Consider the following 16,762-nt stretch of genomic DNA (forward strand, 5'->3'; position numbering starts at 1 on the left):
CTTGAAGCCAGTAGCTTGATGACTTTGATTTTGTTAATAAACGTTTATTCGTTTCATGAATTACTTTTTACCAGTAACCACATGAATACGATTAACCGCACGCATTAAGGCAGCTTGTGCACGTGCAACATCATCGGTATCGCTTGCAGCTATATGCTTCTCAGCACGTTCCTTAGCCTGTTCAGCACGCTCAACATCAATGTCCTTTGCACGTTCTGCACTGTCAGACACAATTGTTAATTGATTTTCAGAGAACTCTGCAAAACCACCACTAACCGCAATGATTTCTTCAAATCCTTCCTCTTCATCAACAATCTTCACCTCGCCAATGTGCAACGATGCAATAATCGGTGCATGGTTTGCCATGATTCCCTCATCACCATTAGTTGTGTCAAGCACAACCAATGATGCAGTTTCATGTCCAAACACCACACCATCTGGCGTTACCACCTTAACATGTAGGGTGTGTTCACTCATGGCGCCGCCCCCTTTGTTTAGTTAGCCATTTGAGCAGCTTTTTCAGCTACCATTTCAACGGCACCAACGTTACGGAAGGCATCTTCAGGGTATTGGTCATACTTACCATCCAAAATTTCCTTGAAACTGCGTACAGTTTCAGTCAATGGTACGTATTGTCCAGGTAATCCCGTAAATGTCTCAGCAACAGAGAATGGTTGAGACAAGAAGAATTGGATACGACGAGCACGGTTAACAATCGTCTTCTCTTCGTCTGACAATTCATCCATTCCTAGAATAGAAATGATATCTTGTAGCTCACGGTAGCGTTGAAGTGTGTGTTGTACTTCAGTTGCAACATCATAATGCTCTTGACCAACAATTTCTGGTGCTAAGGCTGTTGACGTTGAAGCCAAAGGATCCACGGCTGGGTAAATTCCTTGTTGCGTCAATGAACGCTCCAAGTTGGTCGTTGCATCCAAGTGGGCGAACGTCGTTGCAGGAGCAGGATCAGTATAATCATCGGCAGGCACGTAAACGGCTTGGATTGATGTAACTGAACCCTTCTTTGTTGAAGTGATTCGCTCTTGCAATTGACCCATTTCAGTAGCCAATGTTGGTTGGTAACCAACGGCTGATGGGATTCGTCCAAGCAAGGCAGAAACTTCTGATCCAGCTTGCGTGAAACGATAAATGTTATCGATGAACAATAGCACATCTTGACCATTAACATCACGGAAATGCTCAGCAATTGTCAAACCAGTTAGGGCAACACGCATACGTGCACCGGGTGGCTCATTCATTTGACCGTAGACCATGGCAGTTTGCTTCAAAACACCAGATCCTTGCATTTCATAGTACATGTCGTTACCTTCACGGGTACGCTCACCCACACCAGTAAAGACAGAAATACCATTGTGACCTTGTGCGATGTTGTGAATCAATTCTTGAATCAACACCGTCTTACCAACACCGGCACCACCGAACAGACCAATTTTTCCACCACGAACATATGGTGCTAATAGATCAATAACTTTGATACCAGTTTCTAGAATTTCTGTTGATGTTGACAACTCATCGTATGCAGGTGCATCACGGTGAATTGGGTCACGTTGTACGTCGTCTCCTAGTGCTTCTCCGCCATCAACTGGCTCTCCTAGCACATTAAACACACGTCCCAACGTTGCCTCACCAACAGGGACACTGATTGACTTTTCAGTGTCTGTTGCCGTCATTCCACGGCGCAATCCATCAGTTGAGTCCATGGCAATCGTACGCACGACACCATCACCCAATGACAAAGAAACTTCAACCGTCAATGTTTGATCATCACCTTTATCGATAATCAAAGCATTGTTAATATCTGGAATCTTTGAGTCTGATGGAAAGGCAATGTCAACAACGGGACCAATGACTTGAACAACTTGTCCGGTATTCATTGTCGTTTCCTTCCTTCATTCGTATAAATCTGATGCAAGATGCTTTAATCCAAAGCGGCCATTCCACCAGTAATTTCTGTAATTTCAGTCGTAATTGCACTCTGACGCGCACGGTTAAACTGAAGACCAAGTGAATCAATAATTTCCTTGGCATTATCAGTTGCTGAAGACATCGCATTTGCAGATGCCGCATGTTCAGCAGTTTTCGCATCAATGATAGCACCATATACTAAACTTTCAGCATATTGTGGTAACACAACACCCAAAATTTGTTCAGCTGATGGCTCCATCTCATAGTCGGCCGTATACTTACTGTCATCCTTAGATTCTTCCAAATCCTCTGTTGAAACTGGAAGCATCTTTTCAAGATGTACTTCGTTAGAAATACGACTGACAAAATGCTGATAACCCACAATTAATTCATCAAAGACTTCGTTATCATACATTGTCGTGACTGTCTTAACGATCTCCCGCACCTCTGTAAAGGTTGGCACATCAGATACGCCACGATATTCGTATGCAACATCAAAACCACGCTTCTTAAAGAAGTCAGCACCATTACCACCGACCGCTAAAATAACAACTTGATCAGGTGTCAATTGACGTTCCGTAATTCTAGCCATTAATTCCTTTAATAGCGTTGAATTATAGCCACCAACTAACCCACGATCAGATGATAGGACTAAGAATCCCACCTTTGAAACATGACGTTGTTCAAGCAACGTTCCTGAAACATTGTTAATATGTGCAGTTGCTAGGTGTGCCACAACGTCATGAAGGGCATCGGCATAAACCGTATAAGAACCACCATGACGTTGAATTTGACTTAATTTAGAAGTTGAGACCATTTGCATGGCACTCGTGATTTGACGCGTCTTTTTTGTTGAGGCAATTCGGCGTTGAATATCTTGTAAAGAAGCTGCCATTTATCGCCCCTCCTTTACTATTCTGCTGAGCTAGCAAATGTTGCTTTGAATTCCTTAATTGCTGCATCCATTGCATCAGTATCAGGCAAATTCTTTGTCTCGACGATCGTCTCGAACAAATCATTGTGTGATGCGTGAACGGCAGAAATTAATTCTGACTCAAAACGTAGAATGTCATCAACCGCAACATCATCCATAAATCCATGTGTCAAAGCATATAGTGATAGCACTTGCTCTTCAACAGGAAGTGGTTGGTGTAATGGTTGCTTCAATAGCTCAACGGTACGACGACCACGTGCTAGCTTAACTTGCGTTGCTTCATCCAAATCTGAACCGAATTGGGCGAATGACTCAAGCTCCTTGTATGAAGCCAAGTCCAAACGTAACGTACCAGCAACTTTCTTCATGGCTTTGATTTGTGCGTCACCACCAACACGAGAAACAGAAGTTCCGGCATCAATGGCAGGACGAACACCAGCGTAGAACTGATCAGAATCCAAGAAAATTTGACCGTCAGTGATTGAAATAACATTAGTTGGGATGTATGCAGAAACATCACCAGCTTGTGTCTCAATAATTGGCAAAGCCGTCATTGAACCTCCACCCAGTTCGTCTGACAACTTGGCAGCACGCTCTAACAAACGTGAATGCAAGTAGAAGACATCACCAGGGTAGGCTTCACGTCCAGGTGGACGACGAAGAATTAATGACAGCTCACGATATGCCGTTGCTTGCTTTGACAAATCATCATAAATGATTAGCACATGCTTGCCATTATACATAAATTCCTCACCCATTGCAGCACCAGCATAAGGAGCTAGGTAAAGCATTGGGGCTGGTTCTGAAGGACTAGCAGTAACAACAATTGTGTAGTCCATGGCACCCATACGACGCAAAGTTTCAACTTGTGTACGAACAGTTGATGCTTTTTGTCCAATAGCAACATAAACAACAATCATATCTTGATCTTTTTGGTTCAAGATTGTGTCAATAGCAACTGATGTCTTACCAGTCTTACGATCACCGATAATTAACTCACGTTGACCACGTCCAATTGGTACCAAAGAATCCACAGCCTTTAGACCAGTTTGTAGTGGTTCAAACACAGATTTACGCTCCATAACACCTGGAGCTTTAACTTCAACAGGACGTGTTTTGTCTGTTTCAACTGGGCCCATACCATCAACAGGTTGTCCCAAAGCGTTAACAACACGACCAATCAGTTGCTCACCAACAGGCACTTCCATGATACGACCAGTACGCTTAACAGTATCGCCTTCACGAATACTGTCATAGCTACCAAGAATAATGATACCAACATCATTTGATTCCAAGTTCTGCGTCATACCATAAACGCCGTTCTCAAATTCGACAAGCTCACCGGCAAGGGCGTTTTCCAACCCAGTTGCGCGAGCGATACCATCACCAATGTAGGTAACAGTTCCAGTTTCTTTTACTGTTAAGTCGTCTTGATAATTGGCTAATTGCTTTTTGATGAGTGAACTGATTTCTTCAGCTTTGATGCTCATTTCAGCAGTTCCTCTTTCTTTATAGTGTGTCTATTCATCACACACAACATCAATTTCAACTAGAATTTCGATTACTAGCGGATGATACTCTGACGAATAGCAGCTAACTTAGTTGCTAATGATCCATCCAAAATTTGGTCATTGGCTTTAACAATAACCCCACCAAGTAAGTCCTCATCAACGATTTGCGTCAAACGCACTTCGTTAGCCTGATAACGTTGAACAAGTTGCTCTTTCAAGCGTGAAACTTGCTCATCACTCAATGGCACCGCTGTTTGCACCTCTGCGTTCACAACACCAGCAGCTTCATTAACAAGTTCTTCATACTTAGTAATAATCGCTGGTAAGTTTTGGATACGACGGTAGTCATAGGTCATCTGAATCAGATTAGCGACCACTTGGCTCGTTCCTTCAGATAAAGTTGCTAACATATTTTGCTTAGCGGCTTCATCAATTCGCAAAGATAGCAATGCTTTCGTAAATTCTGGATTTTGTACTAATATATCACGAATAGCTGTTAATTCAGCCAGCGTGTCAGCATCAGTACCTTGATCATGGGTTAATTCGAACAAAGCAACGGCATATCGCTTAGCAATCGTTGCTTTATCTAATGCCATTACTTGTTACCTAACCCTTCAATATAAGCGTCAATAAGCGCTTTTTGATCATCTAATTTTAGTTCTTTCTGGATAATCTTTTGTGCGATGGTTACTGAAAGTTCAGCAACTTCACTCTTAACATCAGCCATTGCTTCAGAACGTTCTTGTGCAATTTGTGCACTTGCTTGTTCCTTTGTAGCTTGGGCATCTGCCTGAGCATCAGCAACGATTTGGTCACGTTGCTTTCCTGCTGCTGTCTTAGCATCAGAAACGATGCTGTTGGCTTCAGTACGTGCTGATTGCAACTGTTCAGAACGCTTAGCAGCCATTTCTTCGGCTTGCTGACGCGCTTCCTCAGCAGTATCCAAATCGTGGGCAACCTTCTCCGCACGCTTTTCCATCATTTTTACTACCGGACCCCAAGCATACTTCTTCAAAAGAAGCATCAATACTAGGAATGCCACTAGCACAAACAACATGTTACCCAAAGCCAACCCTTCGCTAGCACCCGCTAGAACAATTTGATTAAACATAATTAGTTGGCCTCCGCGTTTCGATTATCGTGCTAACAACATGAAGGCAATAGCGATAGCGATGATTGGAACGGCCTCGACCAAACCAACTCCGATGAACATGTTCGTACGTAACTTACCTTCTAATTCAGGTTGACGCGCCGTACCAGCGATCATACTTGAAATAACAATACCATTACCAATACCAGCACCAATAGCGGCACCAGCTGCGGCAACTCCAACACCAATGGTTGCAACATCCATTTTTACAATCCTCCGATTAATTTAAACAGTTACTGTAGTTACTCTGTCTTTTCTGAAACATAGACAGTTGTCAAAGTGACGAAGACAAACGCTTGAATTGCCCCAATAAATAATGAAAATCCTTGCCATAAAATTGTGAGCAAGAATGCTGGCACAAATGAAATTGCACCGGCAGACTGCGCTAATTGCCACAATAGAGACAAAACCATTTCACCAGCAAAGATATTACCAAACAGACGTAGTCCCAATGTTAGGAAACTTGTAAACTGCTCAATAAGATTTAAGGGGAACAAGACACTAAACGGTGACAGATATACTGACTTGAAGTAATTCTTGAAACCTTGCTTTTCAACACCTAAGAAGTGGGCAATAGTTATAGCAATTAATGCTAATGTCATTGTCACTAATGGGTTAGCTGTTGGGGAGTTCAGGAACGTATTACCACCAACATCAACCGTAAAGGCGACACCTAATTGATTTCCAACGAAGATGAACAAAAACATGGAAAATATGAAAAACTTCAAACTGTTACCAGTCTTATTTGGTAGTGATCCATCAACAATATTGTTGGTAAAATCAATGACCCACTCTAGCATATTCTGCTTGCTCTTTCCAGCCGGCTTCATCACCAACTTTCGAGAGGTCCAAAACGCTAACAGAAAAACTATTGTCATTGAAACCAATGTCGAAATTACCACGTTCCAATCAAACGTCAACCCCGCAATGCTAAAGGTCGCGGTTTTCTCCAATGAAATTCACCTCTTTCCTTTCTTGAAGTCTAATCAAGCGGCATGCATTTGAAACAGAACCGTTTAACTTTTACCACCTAATATTACCCCTTTTTGGGCTTAATTCAATGATTAACAATCATAGGTACTTGTCCCATTTTTGCAACGCTTTTTTAAAAAGCTTGTTATATCACACTTTTTACTATTCCAAAAAAGAATAACAAAGTTTTTTTATCCAAAATAGAAATGCTTATTATATATAATTATTAACTAAAAAAATAAAAGACAGCTTTTTTACAAAAACTGTCTTTATTTTTTATTTTTCAGAAGCAGCCTTTTCAGGCAATATTAAATTCAACACAGTGCCCAGAACTGTTGCAATAGCAACACCTGAGAACTGTACGATGTTATTTCCGTGACCAATTTGTAGGTAGGCATTTCCAATACCAATGACCAAAACTGATGAGGTAATCATCAAGTTACGCTTCAAATTAAAGTCAAGTTTATTTTCAACGATGATACGCAATCCTGAAGCAGCAATGACCCCAAACAACAAAAATGAGACACCACCAGTCACTGCACCTGGAATACTTTGAATAACTGCCGATAGCTTGCCAACGAAGGAGAATAGAATCGCAAATATGGCTGCACCAATCAAAACATAAACTGAATGAACCTTAGTAATAGCCATTACACCAATGTTCTCACCATATGAAGTAACTGATGGACCTCCTACTAACCCCGCAAATAATGAGGCAGCACCATCCCCGGCTAAAGTTCGGTGCAAGCCAGGATTTTTGATATAGTCACGTCCTGTTAAGTTATCCAAAACCATCAAATGACCTAAATGTTCTGTAATTGTTACTAATGCAATCGGTGCCATAACCAATACCGCACCCCAATGCATGATTGGCGTATAGTCAACAAAAGGTATGTCAAACTTTGGCAAGGCAAACCAAGCCGCATCAGCAACCGGCTTTAAATCAACTAACCCAACGACAATTGCTAGCAGATAGCCAGTAATTATACCTAATAGAATTGGAATCAATCCTAGAAAACCTCGTAGATACATATTAAAGAAGATCGTGACACCTAGTGTTACCATAGCGACTAAAAATACACGAATATCATATTTACCATTTAATAATGTTGCCGACTGAGCTGCTGAACCAGACAATGATAGTCCAATCACCATGATAATCGGACCAACAACAATTGGCGGTAATAGTTTTTCAATCCATTCGGTACCGATAAAGCCAACAATTGCTGCAACAATCAAATAAACAATTCCGACAGAGATAACCCCAGTAGCAACGCCCGGATAACCAGTTGTTTTCATTAAGGCAACCATCGGAATAATAAATGCAAAACTCGAACCCATATAGGCAGGGATTTGACGCTTTGTAATCAGAATATGCAATAACGTTCCCACACCTGAACTAAACAACGCAATTCCTGGATTTAACCCAACTAATAGTGGTACTAAAACCGTTGATCCAAACATCGAAAACATATGCTGTAGCGATAGTCCTATCCATTGCCAGAAACCTGGCTTCTCATTCACATCTAATACAACATCGCGTTTCATTTCCATTGTGTTAATCCTTCCATATATAAACTTATAACCTGAAATAAAAAAAGTTGCGGTATAAAAATACCCCAACTTGATAGATTTATCTAATATGATAGTTTCGCTCACCGCCAGATTTACACGACAGCACCAAAATAATCTTATTAGCCTCACAGGACCAAGTTAAAGTTATTTTTTAACGATTATAATTATATATCAGTTAACAAATTTAGTAAACAAAATTTACGTCAGTTAAACGTTTTAAATCAAACTAATTTTGCAATTTCAGTTTCAATGGTGTTTTCACCATCACTCATCGACAACACTTTACCATAGGTATTCTTAGCATTTAGAATGCCGACTAATACATCAACAACATTTTCAATACTATTTTGTGCTGGCGAATCGGGATTAAATACAATTTTCCCTGACCCAGGTGTTTCCGTTAAGGCACCTGGTTGCAAAATCGTATAATTTAATGTTGTATGATCAATCAACCAGTTATCAGCAAAGAACTTGGCAATATTATAATCTCTTAGCTCTTCGCCCCAAACCTTAGGGTTTGTTGCTTGCCAACTACTCAACATAATAAATCGGTCAATACCAGCTTTTTCAGCCGCATTCTCTAACTTAACGGCACCAAACGCGTCAACTTGTAACAAATTCTTTCCTTTTGAACCCGCAACAAAATAAACTGCATCTAACTTTAAGTCGAGTAGTTCATTTACTAATTGCTCTTCATCAATCAATACATCTAGTTTAGCCAAAACAACTCGTTTACTAGTGAACGTCTCATCCAAGTGACGAGTACCTGCAATCACTTCGTGGCCTTCAACTGCTAACTTTTCAACTAATAAATGACCAACGCGGCCACTTGCACCAACTACCAAAATTCTCATAAATACCCCTCTCTAAAAATAAAAAAGGCCAGGACATATTCTTATATCCCAACCTCTTCACAACATTTCTATCGATAATAATGAAATTTTATTCAATTAATGAGTTCCAAACAAGCGATCACCCGCATCACCAAGACCCGGAATAATATAACCATGTTCGTTAAGCTTCTCATCTAAGCCAGCTGTATAAATATCTACATCTGGATGTGCCTTCTGAACCGTTTCGACACCAACTGGTGCTGAAACTAACGTGATTAACTTAATTTTTGTTGCCCCACGCTTCTTCAATGCATCAATTGCCATGACCGCCGATCCACCAGTTGCTAGCATTGGATCAACCACCAAAACCTCACGTTGATCAATATCCTCAGGCAACTTAACAAAGTACTCAACTGGTTCAAGTGATTCCTCATCACGATACATACCAATGTGACCAATTCGAGCAGCAGGGATCAACTTCATAATGCCATCAACCATTCCCAAACCAGCACGCAAAATTGGCACAATCGCAAGTTTCTTACCAGCAAGTGTTTTTTGTGTTGTTGTTGCAACTGGTGTTTCAACAACAACATCTTCAACTGGTAAATCACGCGTTACTTCATAAGCCATTAATGATGCAATTTCATCAACAATCTCACGAAACTCTTTTGTACCAACATTTTTATTACGAATAATCGTTAATTTGTGTTGAATTAATGGGTGATCAAAAACCGTTAGCTTACTCATTTCAAAGCTCCATTTCATTTTTCTCTATTATAACGCTTTTTTAATTAGCGTGTTCAATTCCTGATAAGGGGAATCGACTTGTTAAGTCCAATACAGATTGTTCTACTGATGCAAGTGTTGCTTCATCTTCAGGATTAGCAAGTACCTTCAAAATTAATTCGGCCACTTCTACTGCTTCCGCCTCTTTGAAACCACGAGTCGTAATTGCTGGTGTTCCAATTCGAATACCTGATGTCACAAATGGGCTGCGTGGTTCATTTGGAATTGCCTCTTTATTTGTTGTAATATGCACGCTGTCCAAGACATTTTGCGCTTTTTTACCAGATATGCCCGTTTTGGTTAAATCTAAATTAAATAGGTGATTATCCGTACCACCTGAAACGACACGAACAAGATCTGATTTTGCAAAGACATCAGCCATAGCCTTTGCATTCGCAACAACTTGTTGACCATATGTTTTAAAACTAGGTTGCATCGCCTCATAGAAGGCAACTGCTTTACCTGCAATAACATGCTCTAGTGGTCCACCTTGCGTACCTGGGAAAATTGCTGAATTCAGCGCCTTACCCAATTCTTCTTTAGCTAAAATCAATCCGCCACGTGGTCCACGCAATGTTTTATGCGTTGTTGATGTCACAACATCAGCGATTCCTACTGGTGATGGATGAACCCCGGCTGCAACTAGGCCAGCAATATGCGCCATATCAACCATTAAGTATGCCCCAACAGAATCCGCAATTTCACGGAATCGATCGAAATCAATAAAGCGTGAATATGCTGATGCACCGGTAACAATTAATTTTGGTTGATACTCAGCAGCTAATGCAGCAACTTGATCATAATCAATTCGTTCATTATCATCCAATCCATAAGCGTGGAATTGGTATGTTTTACCCGAAAAGTTAACTGCAGACCCATGTGTCAAATGACCTCCAGCATTAAGATCAAGTCCCAAGACATGATCACCTGGTTCCAATAATGCCGCATAAACAGCTGCGTTTGATTGTGAGCCAGAATGGGGTTGTACGTTTGCATACTCTGCCCCGAAAAGTTCTTTCACACGATCAATTGCTAATTGCTCGACTTGATCAATATATTCTGTTCCACCATAGTATCGCTTATTGGGATATCCTTCAGCATACTTATTAGTTAGAATACTTCCTTGAGCAGCACGTACACCTGCAGATGCAATATTTTCTGAAGCAATCAGTTCAATATTGTGTTCTTGACGATCAGCTTCACGATCGATTGCAGCCCACAATTCAGGATCAAAATCACGGTAATTTGTCATTGGGTTTGACCTCCTTTAAGTCAAGCAGCTTAAATATGTAACAACTCAGTAATCCAGTGTCCACCTGATGCTTTACCTAAACGGTTATTATAAGCACCATTCACATCAACTTGCGGCATTGCAGCGACAAGAATAGTTTGTACATCCTTCTTGTCATCAAAATAACGTAACCCTGCAAATAATTTTGCAGCAGCTGTGTCATTATTATCTCCTAATGACCAAATAAAATCCATACCTGCTAGTTGATGTTCTTTAATTAAATCGTTCGTTAACATTAGCCCAACTGGCTCAACTTGAGATTGCATCCAAATAATTGCCTGTGTCCAATCCTCTGGCGCAACCATATAAACTGCTTTATCAGGGGCATAATGGCGATATTTCATACCTGGTGCCTTAGGTGTTTCATTATCAGCCACACGATGAATTTCAGAATCGACTGGTACACCAATTACTGATTCTATTTGTGCTGGTGTAATTTTACCGGGACGTAAAACCGCCGGCATGTCAGTTGATAGATCCAGCACCGTTGATTCAACACCGATTTTAGTGGGACCATCATCCAAAATACCAGCAATTTTACCATGTAGATCATGATAAACATGTTTTGCTAATGTTGGTGAAGGCTTGCCAGATGTATTAGCTGAAGGACCAACAAGTGGTTTACCACTTTCACGAATTAACTGACGAGTGGCATCATTGTCAGGCAAACGAACCGCTACCGTGTCCAAACCACCAGTGACTGTCATTGATAATACACCTGGTTTAACGGGCAAAATCATTGTTAGTGGACCTGGCCAATAAGCAGCCATAAGTTTTTGCGCGCGTTCATTGACAATAGCAAAATCTGCCACTTGTTCTGGATCAGCAACATGTACGATCAACGGGTTATCTGAAGGACGCCCCTTCGCTGCATACACTTTACCAACAGCCTTTTCATTATATGCATCTGCACCAAGTCCATAAACAGTTTCAGTTGGAAAGGCAACTAACGAGCCACGTTTAATTGCACGGGCTGCCGCATCCATTTCATCTACTGTCCATATTTTTGTTTCTGTCATTTCTACATCTCCCGCAATACTTTAATCATTCGATCATGACCACTCAGATCTTGACGCAACGTTACGATGACATGAGGTAATTTGCTAAATAAATCAACAAGCTTTTTTCCTTGTTGATACCCAATTTCAAAGTATGCAGCCCCACCAGGTTTTAGAAAGGTCAGTAGGTCCGTAGCCATTTTCTTATATAGTGCTAAACCATCATCATCTGCATAAAGCGCAATATCTGGTTCAAACATGACAACCGATTCATCCATCAGTGATTGTTCATCACGACTAATATAAGGTGGATTGGCGACAATAATATCAAAACTACCTGTGACACCTGTAAATAAATCACTCTGAAGTAATTGTACTGATGGTGCGTATAGTTGCGCATTTTCTTTTGCAACGGCCAACGCATCTTCAGAAATATCAGCGCCAACCACTTCCCAACTGGTACGCTCTGCACTTAACGAAACAGCAATCGCACCTGAGCCAGTACCAATGTCTAATACATGTTGTTTCGTATTTGTCGGATGATCCGCTAACACCCATTCCACAAGCTCTTCAGTTTCCTGTCGCGGAATCAAGACACGGCGATCTACCTGAAATTCACGGCCATAAAACGCAGCATGTCCAAGGGCATATTGTACTGGCTGTCCACCCTTAATTGCCCGCACAGCGACCATAAATCGCAGACGCTTTTCATCCTCTAAAACTGTGTTTAAGTTATTTTCTAATTGCGCATAGTTCCAATCCATCATGCCAGTTAATAAATAATCGATTTGCGCCATACGCTCGTCTATATCATGAATGTAGGGTTCTAATTGCCAATCTCCCCATTCACGAACAGCTTGAATAGTCCATTGTTCATCAAACATACGTTTATATTACCCTTGTTTTAAGGCTTCCAGCTTTGCTGTTTGGTCAGCAATCAACAAAGCATCGATTACATCTGATAACTCACCGTTCATAATACGGTCTAATTTATTCAATGACAGACCAATCCGATGATCAGTCACACGATTCTGTGGATAATTATATGTGCGAATTCGTTCCGAACGGTCACCAGTTCCGACTGCTGTCTTACGTTGTTCAGCGTACTCAGCTTCATTCTGTGAAGCGTAATAATCATACACACGAGCCTTTAAGATTTCCATTGCCTTAGCACGGTTCTGTTGTTGTGAACGTTGATCTTGCATCGCAACCACGATACCAGTTGGCAAATGAGTCATACGTACCGCTGAAGAAGTCTTATTAATGTGCTGACCACCGGCACCAGATGAACGATAAACATCAACACGCAAATCTTTATCTGCAATCTCGATATCAACATCTTCATATTCTGGCATCACACCAACTGTCGCTGTAGAAGTATGAACACGACCTGCGGATTCTGTTTCTGGCACACGTTGTACACGATGCGCACCATTTTCAAACTTTAACTTTGAATAGACATTATCACCAGTGATCATTAAGACAATTTCCTTGTACCCACCAATTTCTGTCTTATTTTCATCAATGATTTCAACTTGCCAGCCTTGTTTTTCAGCATAACGAACATACATATCATAAAGATCAGCTGCAAATAATGCACCTTCATCCCCACCGGCTGCTCCGTGGATTTCCATGATGATATTCTTATCATCATTAGGATCCTTAGGTAGTAATAAAATCTTAATTTGATCTTCTAATGCTTCTTTTTTCACACGAAGATCCTTTAGTTCTTCTTTAGCTAATTCTTCTAACTCTGAATCATTGGCTTCTTCGCGTAAAATTTCTTCATTTTCTTCGATACCTGCCACCACTTGTTTGTAGTGCTTAAAGGTCTCGACTGTCTCACGTAAACTACCTTCTTCTTTAGACAATGCTAAAAAGCGTTTTGTGTCTGCAATAACTTCTGGATCAGAAATCATTTCGCTGACTTCTTCATAGCGATCCACAACAGACTGCACTTTTTCAAAAATTTCATCCATATCTTTTCAATTCCTTAACTTATTTTATTTATTATTTAATCCTGTACGACGGGCTAATGCTTGTAAATCAGGATGATTATAATGTTTCCGACAAACCGGCATATAGGCCTCATCCCCACCAATTTGAACTTGTTCACCTTCATAAACAGGTTGGCCATTTGAAATGCGTAAATTCATAATCGCTTTTCGACCACAAAATGAGCAGAGTGTTTTCATTTCTTCAATCTTATCAGCATAAATCAACAATGCCTCTGAACCCGGAAATAGTTGATTAAACGCATCATTTTTTAGGCCAAAAGTCAGTACTGGAATATTTAATTCGTCCACAACTCTTGTTAGTTGCAAAACCTGTGCTTTAGTCATAAATTGTGCTTCATCAATCAACACAGCTGCGACCGACTTATTTTGTGATATCAATTCAAATAGGTCATCGGTCGTTTGAATTGCTTGCGCCGCCCGTTGCATCCCAATTCGTGATGCAATTTCGCCAACTCCTGATCGATTATCAAGCGCACTGGTTAAGAGCAGCACACGTCTTTGCTGCACCTCATAATTATGCGCAACTTTTAAAATCTCAATACTTTTACCACTGGCCATTGCACCATAACGAAAGAATAATTGCGCCATCTTTTTCTGCCTTTCTCCTGTATAAATCCAGTTTACACTCCAGTCTAGTATACCAAAAATGTGAATAAAAAAAAGAGAATGGCGTTAACACTCATCCTCTTCATTAGCATAGTTAGAAAAACTCCGGTGTAATCGTTGCAATTTTTTCTTGCCAATCAACATCTGGGTATTTCCGTTCTAAAGCAAGTTGTAAAATATGTAGCGCCAAATTTCCATTACGGGTCAAAATAGGACCATGGAAGTATGTACCATAAACGTTACGGTACACTAACCCCTCGCCACCATCTTCACCATTGTTACCATTACCTTTAATCACTTTACCCAACGGACGCTCATCATCCCCTAGGAAAGTTCGTCCTTGATGATTCTCAAAGCCATGATACTCTAAATCATTAACCTCATCATGGATCGTTACATTTCCAATAAAACGATTATCAGGCTGGTTCAATGTGTAATGACTCAACGCACCAATCCCATCAACTCTCGTACCATCAGCCAACAAAAAATACTGACCCAATAGTTGGAAACCACCACAAACACCTAATAATGGCCCATTTGTTTCAATATATTGTTTCAAAGCTGGCGCTTTATCTGGCAAATCATCAGCGACTATCATTTGTTCATAATCCTGGCCACCACCAAATAACACGAAATCATAAGCCGTTGGGTTAAATTCATCTCCTAATGAAACAATTGTCTCATCAACAGCAACCCCAATTTGTTGCGCATAATATCTGAGGGCAACAATATTACCAAAATCACCGTACGTATTCATTAAATCACCATACAAGTGTGCTGTATGTAACCTATAATCAGCCATTGGCTTATTCCCCCATTCCTGTATGAATATAATTTTGTTGTTTCAATTCTGCACGTAATTGTAACATTGCTGTGTAGGTTGCTAAGATATAAACCCGCTTGGTTGGCATCGACTTGATTGCCGTTACAATTTGTTTCAAATCTTGATACACTGGGTGATCACCAAAACCAGCCATCTTTAACCGAACATAGAGGTCTTTGTACCGTTCACCACCCGTTGCCACTGCTTGAATCCCAGTATCATGTAATGATTCAAAATTGGCATCCCATATCCAACTAGTATCAATACCATCCGCATAGTTAGCATTTAACAGCGCAATCATTGAGAATGGTTGATCATCAGTTTTCATCATATCAATCACTTGATTAGCGCCTACTGGGTTTTTGATCAAGACGATGGTCACCTCTTTATCATCAACTTTGACCGCTTCTTGGCGTCCAAATATTTGTGCATTAGATGAAAAAGCTCGTTGAATTTGCGCCACTGAAACCCCCATATAACGACCAACTGCATAAGCTGCTAGTGCGTTATAAATATTGTACATACCACCAATTTCAATCTGGAAAGTCTGACCATCAATATCAAAATTCGACGAAATTGGTGTTAATTTATTCAATTTTGTTACTGCGTAATTCAAGGCTGGTCGTTTAAAATCATCAGTTACTGAAAAATAATCTCCCTGATTACCAAATGTCATAAAATGATAATGCAAGATGGAATTATCTGTCGGCGATAACACACCATCAGTATTATGTGGTGCTTTCATATCTCCGGTAGCTGGCACATGATCAAACCCATAATAAACTTTTGGATTGGGCAAATCGCCACGCATAAAAATTGGCGAATCAGCATTGACAATCACCGTTGCTTCAGGAAAGAGGCGAATACCTTTTAAAATTTTCTCATAAGTTGTGTAAATTTCACCATATCGATCCATTTGATCACGGAAAATATTTGTTAACACAAATGCTTTAGGCTTCAATTGTTTCGCTACGGCAGCCACATTGGCTTCATCAACTTCAAGTAACGCCACTGGACGTTGTTTTTTATCAGTAACTTTGGCTGTCAGCATGGTACCAGTAATCCCCTGCATCATGTTTGATCCAGACGGGTTGGTGATGACGTCAGCATATTTTTCGCGTAATACCCGCGTCGTCAACGTTGTGGTCAACGTCTTACCGTTTGTTCCAGTAATCAGGATAACATCATACTTTTCAGCATAGCTTTGCATCACATTAGGGTCAATTTTTGTTGCTAATTTCCCGGGCAATGAGGTACCACCACGGTGTAATATATTATGCAATACAGCATAAGTACCCTTTCCAACCAAAGTTGCTAATCCACTCTTAAGGCTCATGTT

At 40.6% G+C, this 16,762-nt stretch carries 18 protein-coding genes; all 18 read right to left on the reverse strand.

The window, feature by feature from the left end:
• Positions 1 to 60: 60 nt before the first annotated feature.
• The 18 genes from QRX23_RS08410 to QRX23_RS08495 all read right to left on the reverse strand — a co-directional run bounded on the left by QRX23_RS08410 (position 61) and on the right by QRX23_RS08495 (position 16,759).
• On the reverse strand, positions 61 to 477 hold the full coding sequence (locus tag QRX23_RS08410; protein ID WP_002828027.1) for a F0F1 ATP synthase subunit epsilon: 417 nt from the start codon (positions 475 to 477) through the stop codon (positions 61 to 63).
• Positions 478 to 494: 17 nt separating this feature from the next.
• Positions 495 to 1,895 (reverse strand): F0F1 ATP synthase subunit beta, encoded by a 1,401-nt coding sequence (gene atpD, locus QRX23_RS08415; protein WP_002828028.1) that lies wholly within the window; start codon positions 1,893 to 1,895, stop codon positions 495 to 497.
• 44 nt (positions 1,896 to 1,939) lie between these two features.
• On the reverse strand, positions 1,940 to 2,821 hold the full coding sequence (locus QRX23_RS08420) for a F0F1 ATP synthase subunit gamma (RefSeq protein WP_002828029.1): 882 nt from the start codon (positions 2,819 to 2,821) through the stop codon (positions 1,940 to 1,942).
• A 17-nt stretch (positions 2,822 to 2,838) separates the two neighbouring features.
• Positions 2,839 to 4,350: a F0F1 ATP synthase subunit alpha gene (gene atpA / locus QRX23_RS08425; RefSeq protein ID WP_002828030.1), complete on the reverse strand. Its 1,512-nt coding sequence runs from the start codon at positions 4,348 to 4,350 to the stop codon at positions 2,839 to 2,841.
• Positions 4,351 to 4,424: 74 nt separating this feature from the next.
• The gene (atpH, locus tag QRX23_RS08430; protein ID WP_251940881.1) at positions 4,425 to 4,967 is read right to left on the reverse strand and encodes an ATP synthase F1 subunit delta; all 543 of its coding nucleotides are present in this window, start codon (positions 4,965 to 4,967) and stop codon (positions 4,425 to 4,427) included.
• Complete coding sequence (gene atpF, locus QRX23_RS08435) at positions 4,967 to 5,482, reverse strand: F0F1 ATP synthase subunit B (RefSeq protein WP_002828032.1); 516 nt, start codon at positions 5,480 to 5,482, stop codon at positions 4,967 to 4,969. Before atpF ends, atpH begins: the two co-directional genes overlap by 1 nt.
• A 24-nt stretch (positions 5,483 to 5,506) precedes the next feature.
• Positions 5,507 to 5,725, reverse strand: coding sequence for a F0F1 ATP synthase subunit C (atpE, locus tag QRX23_RS08440; RefSeq protein WP_002828033.1), 219 nt, complete (start codon positions 5,723 to 5,725; stop codon positions 5,507 to 5,509).
• Positions 5,726 to 5,763: 38 nt separating this feature from the next.
• Positions 5,764 to 6,474, reverse strand: coding sequence for a F0F1 ATP synthase subunit A (gene atpB, locus QRX23_RS08445; RefSeq protein ID WP_140836476.1), 711 nt, complete (start codon positions 6,472 to 6,474; stop codon positions 5,764 to 5,766).
• A 295-nt stretch (positions 6,475 to 6,769) separates the two neighbouring features.
• Complete coding sequence (locus QRX23_RS08450; RefSeq protein WP_330155287.1) at positions 6,770 to 8,047, reverse strand: solute carrier family 23 protein; 1,278 nt, start codon at positions 8,045 to 8,047, stop codon at positions 6,770 to 6,772.
• Between the two features lie 242 nt (positions 8,048 to 8,289).
• Positions 8,290 to 8,922 carry an NAD(P)H-binding protein gene (locus tag QRX23_RS08455; protein ID WP_330155288.1) on the reverse strand — a complete coding sequence of 211 codons (633 nt, stop codon included), beginning with the start codon at positions 8,920 to 8,922 and terminating at the stop codon, positions 8,290 to 8,292.
• A 96-nt stretch (positions 8,923 to 9,018) separates the two neighbouring features.
• A complete protein-coding gene (gene upp, locus QRX23_RS08460; RefSeq protein WP_040760557.1) occupies positions 9,019 to 9,648 on the reverse strand; it encodes a uracil phosphoribosyltransferase in 630 nt (209 codons plus the stop codon).
• Positions 9,649 to 9,688: 40 nt separating this feature from the next.
• Complete coding sequence (gene glyA, locus QRX23_RS08465) at positions 9,689 to 10,939, reverse strand: serine hydroxymethyltransferase (protein WP_251940887.1); 1,251 nt, start codon at positions 10,937 to 10,939, stop codon at positions 9,689 to 9,691.
• A 29-nt stretch (positions 10,940 to 10,968) separates the two neighbouring features.
• Positions 10,969 to 11,997 (reverse strand): L-threonylcarbamoyladenylate synthase, encoded by a 1,029-nt coding sequence (locus tag QRX23_RS08470; protein WP_330155289.1) that lies wholly within the window; start codon positions 11,995 to 11,997, stop codon positions 10,969 to 10,971.
• A 2-nt stretch (positions 11,998 to 11,999) separates the two neighbouring features.
• Positions 12,000 to 12,860, reverse strand: a complete 861-nt coding sequence (prmC, locus tag QRX23_RS08475) for a peptide chain release factor N(5)-glutamine methyltransferase (protein ID WP_330155290.1) — start codon at positions 12,858 to 12,860, stop codon at positions 12,000 to 12,002.
• 9 nt (positions 12,861 to 12,869) lie between these two features.
• Complete coding sequence (gene prfA, locus QRX23_RS08480) at positions 12,870 to 13,955, reverse strand: peptide chain release factor 1 (protein WP_330155291.1); 1,086 nt, start codon at positions 13,953 to 13,955, stop codon at positions 12,870 to 12,872.
• A gap of 24 nt (positions 13,956 to 13,979) precedes the next feature.
• Positions 13,980 to 14,582, reverse strand: a complete 603-nt coding sequence (locus QRX23_RS08485; RefSeq protein ID WP_002828042.1) for a thymidine kinase — start codon at positions 14,580 to 14,582, stop codon at positions 13,980 to 13,982.
• A 112-nt stretch (positions 14,583 to 14,694) separates the two neighbouring features.
• Positions 14,695 to 15,402, reverse strand: coding sequence for a type 1 glutamine amidotransferase (locus tag QRX23_RS08490; RefSeq protein ID WP_330155292.1), 708 nt, complete (start codon positions 15,400 to 15,402; stop codon positions 14,695 to 14,697).
• Between the two features lie 4 nt (positions 15,403 to 15,406).
• Positions 15,407 to 16,759, reverse strand: coding sequence for a MurT ligase domain-containing protein (locus tag QRX23_RS08495; RefSeq protein ID WP_330155293.1), 1,353 nt, complete (start codon positions 16,757 to 16,759; stop codon positions 15,407 to 15,409).
• Between the last annotated feature and the right edge of the window lie 3 nt (positions 16,760 to 16,762).

It is taken from the genome of Weissella paramesenteroides (assembly GCF_036327715.1).
Classification (GTDB): domain Bacteria; phylum Bacillota; class Bacilli; order Lactobacillales; family Lactobacillaceae; genus Weissella; species Weissella paramesenteroides.

Coding starts and splice junctions, on each gene's coding strand:
- QRX23_RS08410 (WP_002828027.1), bottom strand. CDS start 477: ATGAGTGAACACACCCTACATGTTAAGGTGGTAACGCCAGATGGTGTG.
- atpD (WP_002828028.1), bottom strand. CDS start 1,895: ATGAATACCGGACAAGTTGTTCAAGTCATTGGTCCCGTTGTTGACATT.
- QRX23_RS08420 (WP_002828029.1), bottom strand. CDS start 2,821: ATGGCAGCTTCTTTACAAGATATTCAACGCCGAATTGCCTCAACAAAA.
- atpA (WP_002828030.1), bottom strand. CDS start 4,350: ATGAGCATCAAAGCTGAAGAAATCAGTTCACTCATCAAAAAGCAATTA.
- atpH (WP_251940881.1), bottom strand. CDS start 4,967: ATGGCATTAGATAAAGCAACGATTGCTAAGCGATATGCCGTTGCTTTG.
- atpF (WP_002828032.1), bottom strand. CDS start 5,482: ATGTTTAATCAAATTGTTCTAGCGGGTGCTAGCGAAGGGTTGGCTTTG.
- atpE (WP_002828033.1), bottom strand. CDS start 5,725: ATGGATGTTGCAACCATTGGTGTTGGAGTTGCCGCAGCTGGTGCCGCT.
- QRX23_RS08450 (WP_330155287.1), bottom strand. CDS start 8,047: ATGGAAATGAAACGCGATGTTGTATTAGATGTGAATGAGAAGCCAGGT.
- QRX23_RS08455 (WP_330155288.1), bottom strand. CDS start 8,922: ATGAGAATTTTGGTAGTTGGTGCAAGTGGCCGCGTTGGTCATTTATTA.
- upp (WP_040760557.1), bottom strand. CDS start 9,648: ATGAGTAAGCTAACGGTTTTTGATCACCCATTAATTCAACACAAATTA.
- glyA (WP_251940887.1), bottom strand. CDS start 10,939: ATGACAAATTACCGTGATTTTGATCCTGAATTGTGGGCTGCAATCGAT.
- QRX23_RS08470 (WP_330155289.1), bottom strand. CDS start 11,997: ATGACAGAAACAAAAATATGGACAGTAGATGAAATGGATGCGGCAGCC.
- prmC (WP_330155290.1), bottom strand. CDS start 12,860: ATGTTTGATGAACAATGGACTATTCAAGCTGTTCGTGAATGGGGAGAT.
- prfA (WP_330155291.1), bottom strand. CDS start 13,955: ATGGATGAAATTTTTGAAAAAGTGCAGTCTGTTGTGGATCGCTATGAA.
- QRX23_RS08485 (WP_002828042.1), bottom strand. CDS start 14,582: ATGGCGCAATTATTCTTTCGTTATGGTGCAATGGCCAGTGGTAAAAGT.
- QRX23_RS08490 (WP_330155292.1), bottom strand. CDS start 15,402: ATGGCTGATTATAGGTTACATACAGCACACTTGTATGGTGATTTAATG.
- QRX23_RS08495 (WP_330155293.1), bottom strand. CDS start 16,759: ATGAGCCTTAAGAGTGGATTAGCAACTTTGGTTGGAAAGGGTACTTAT.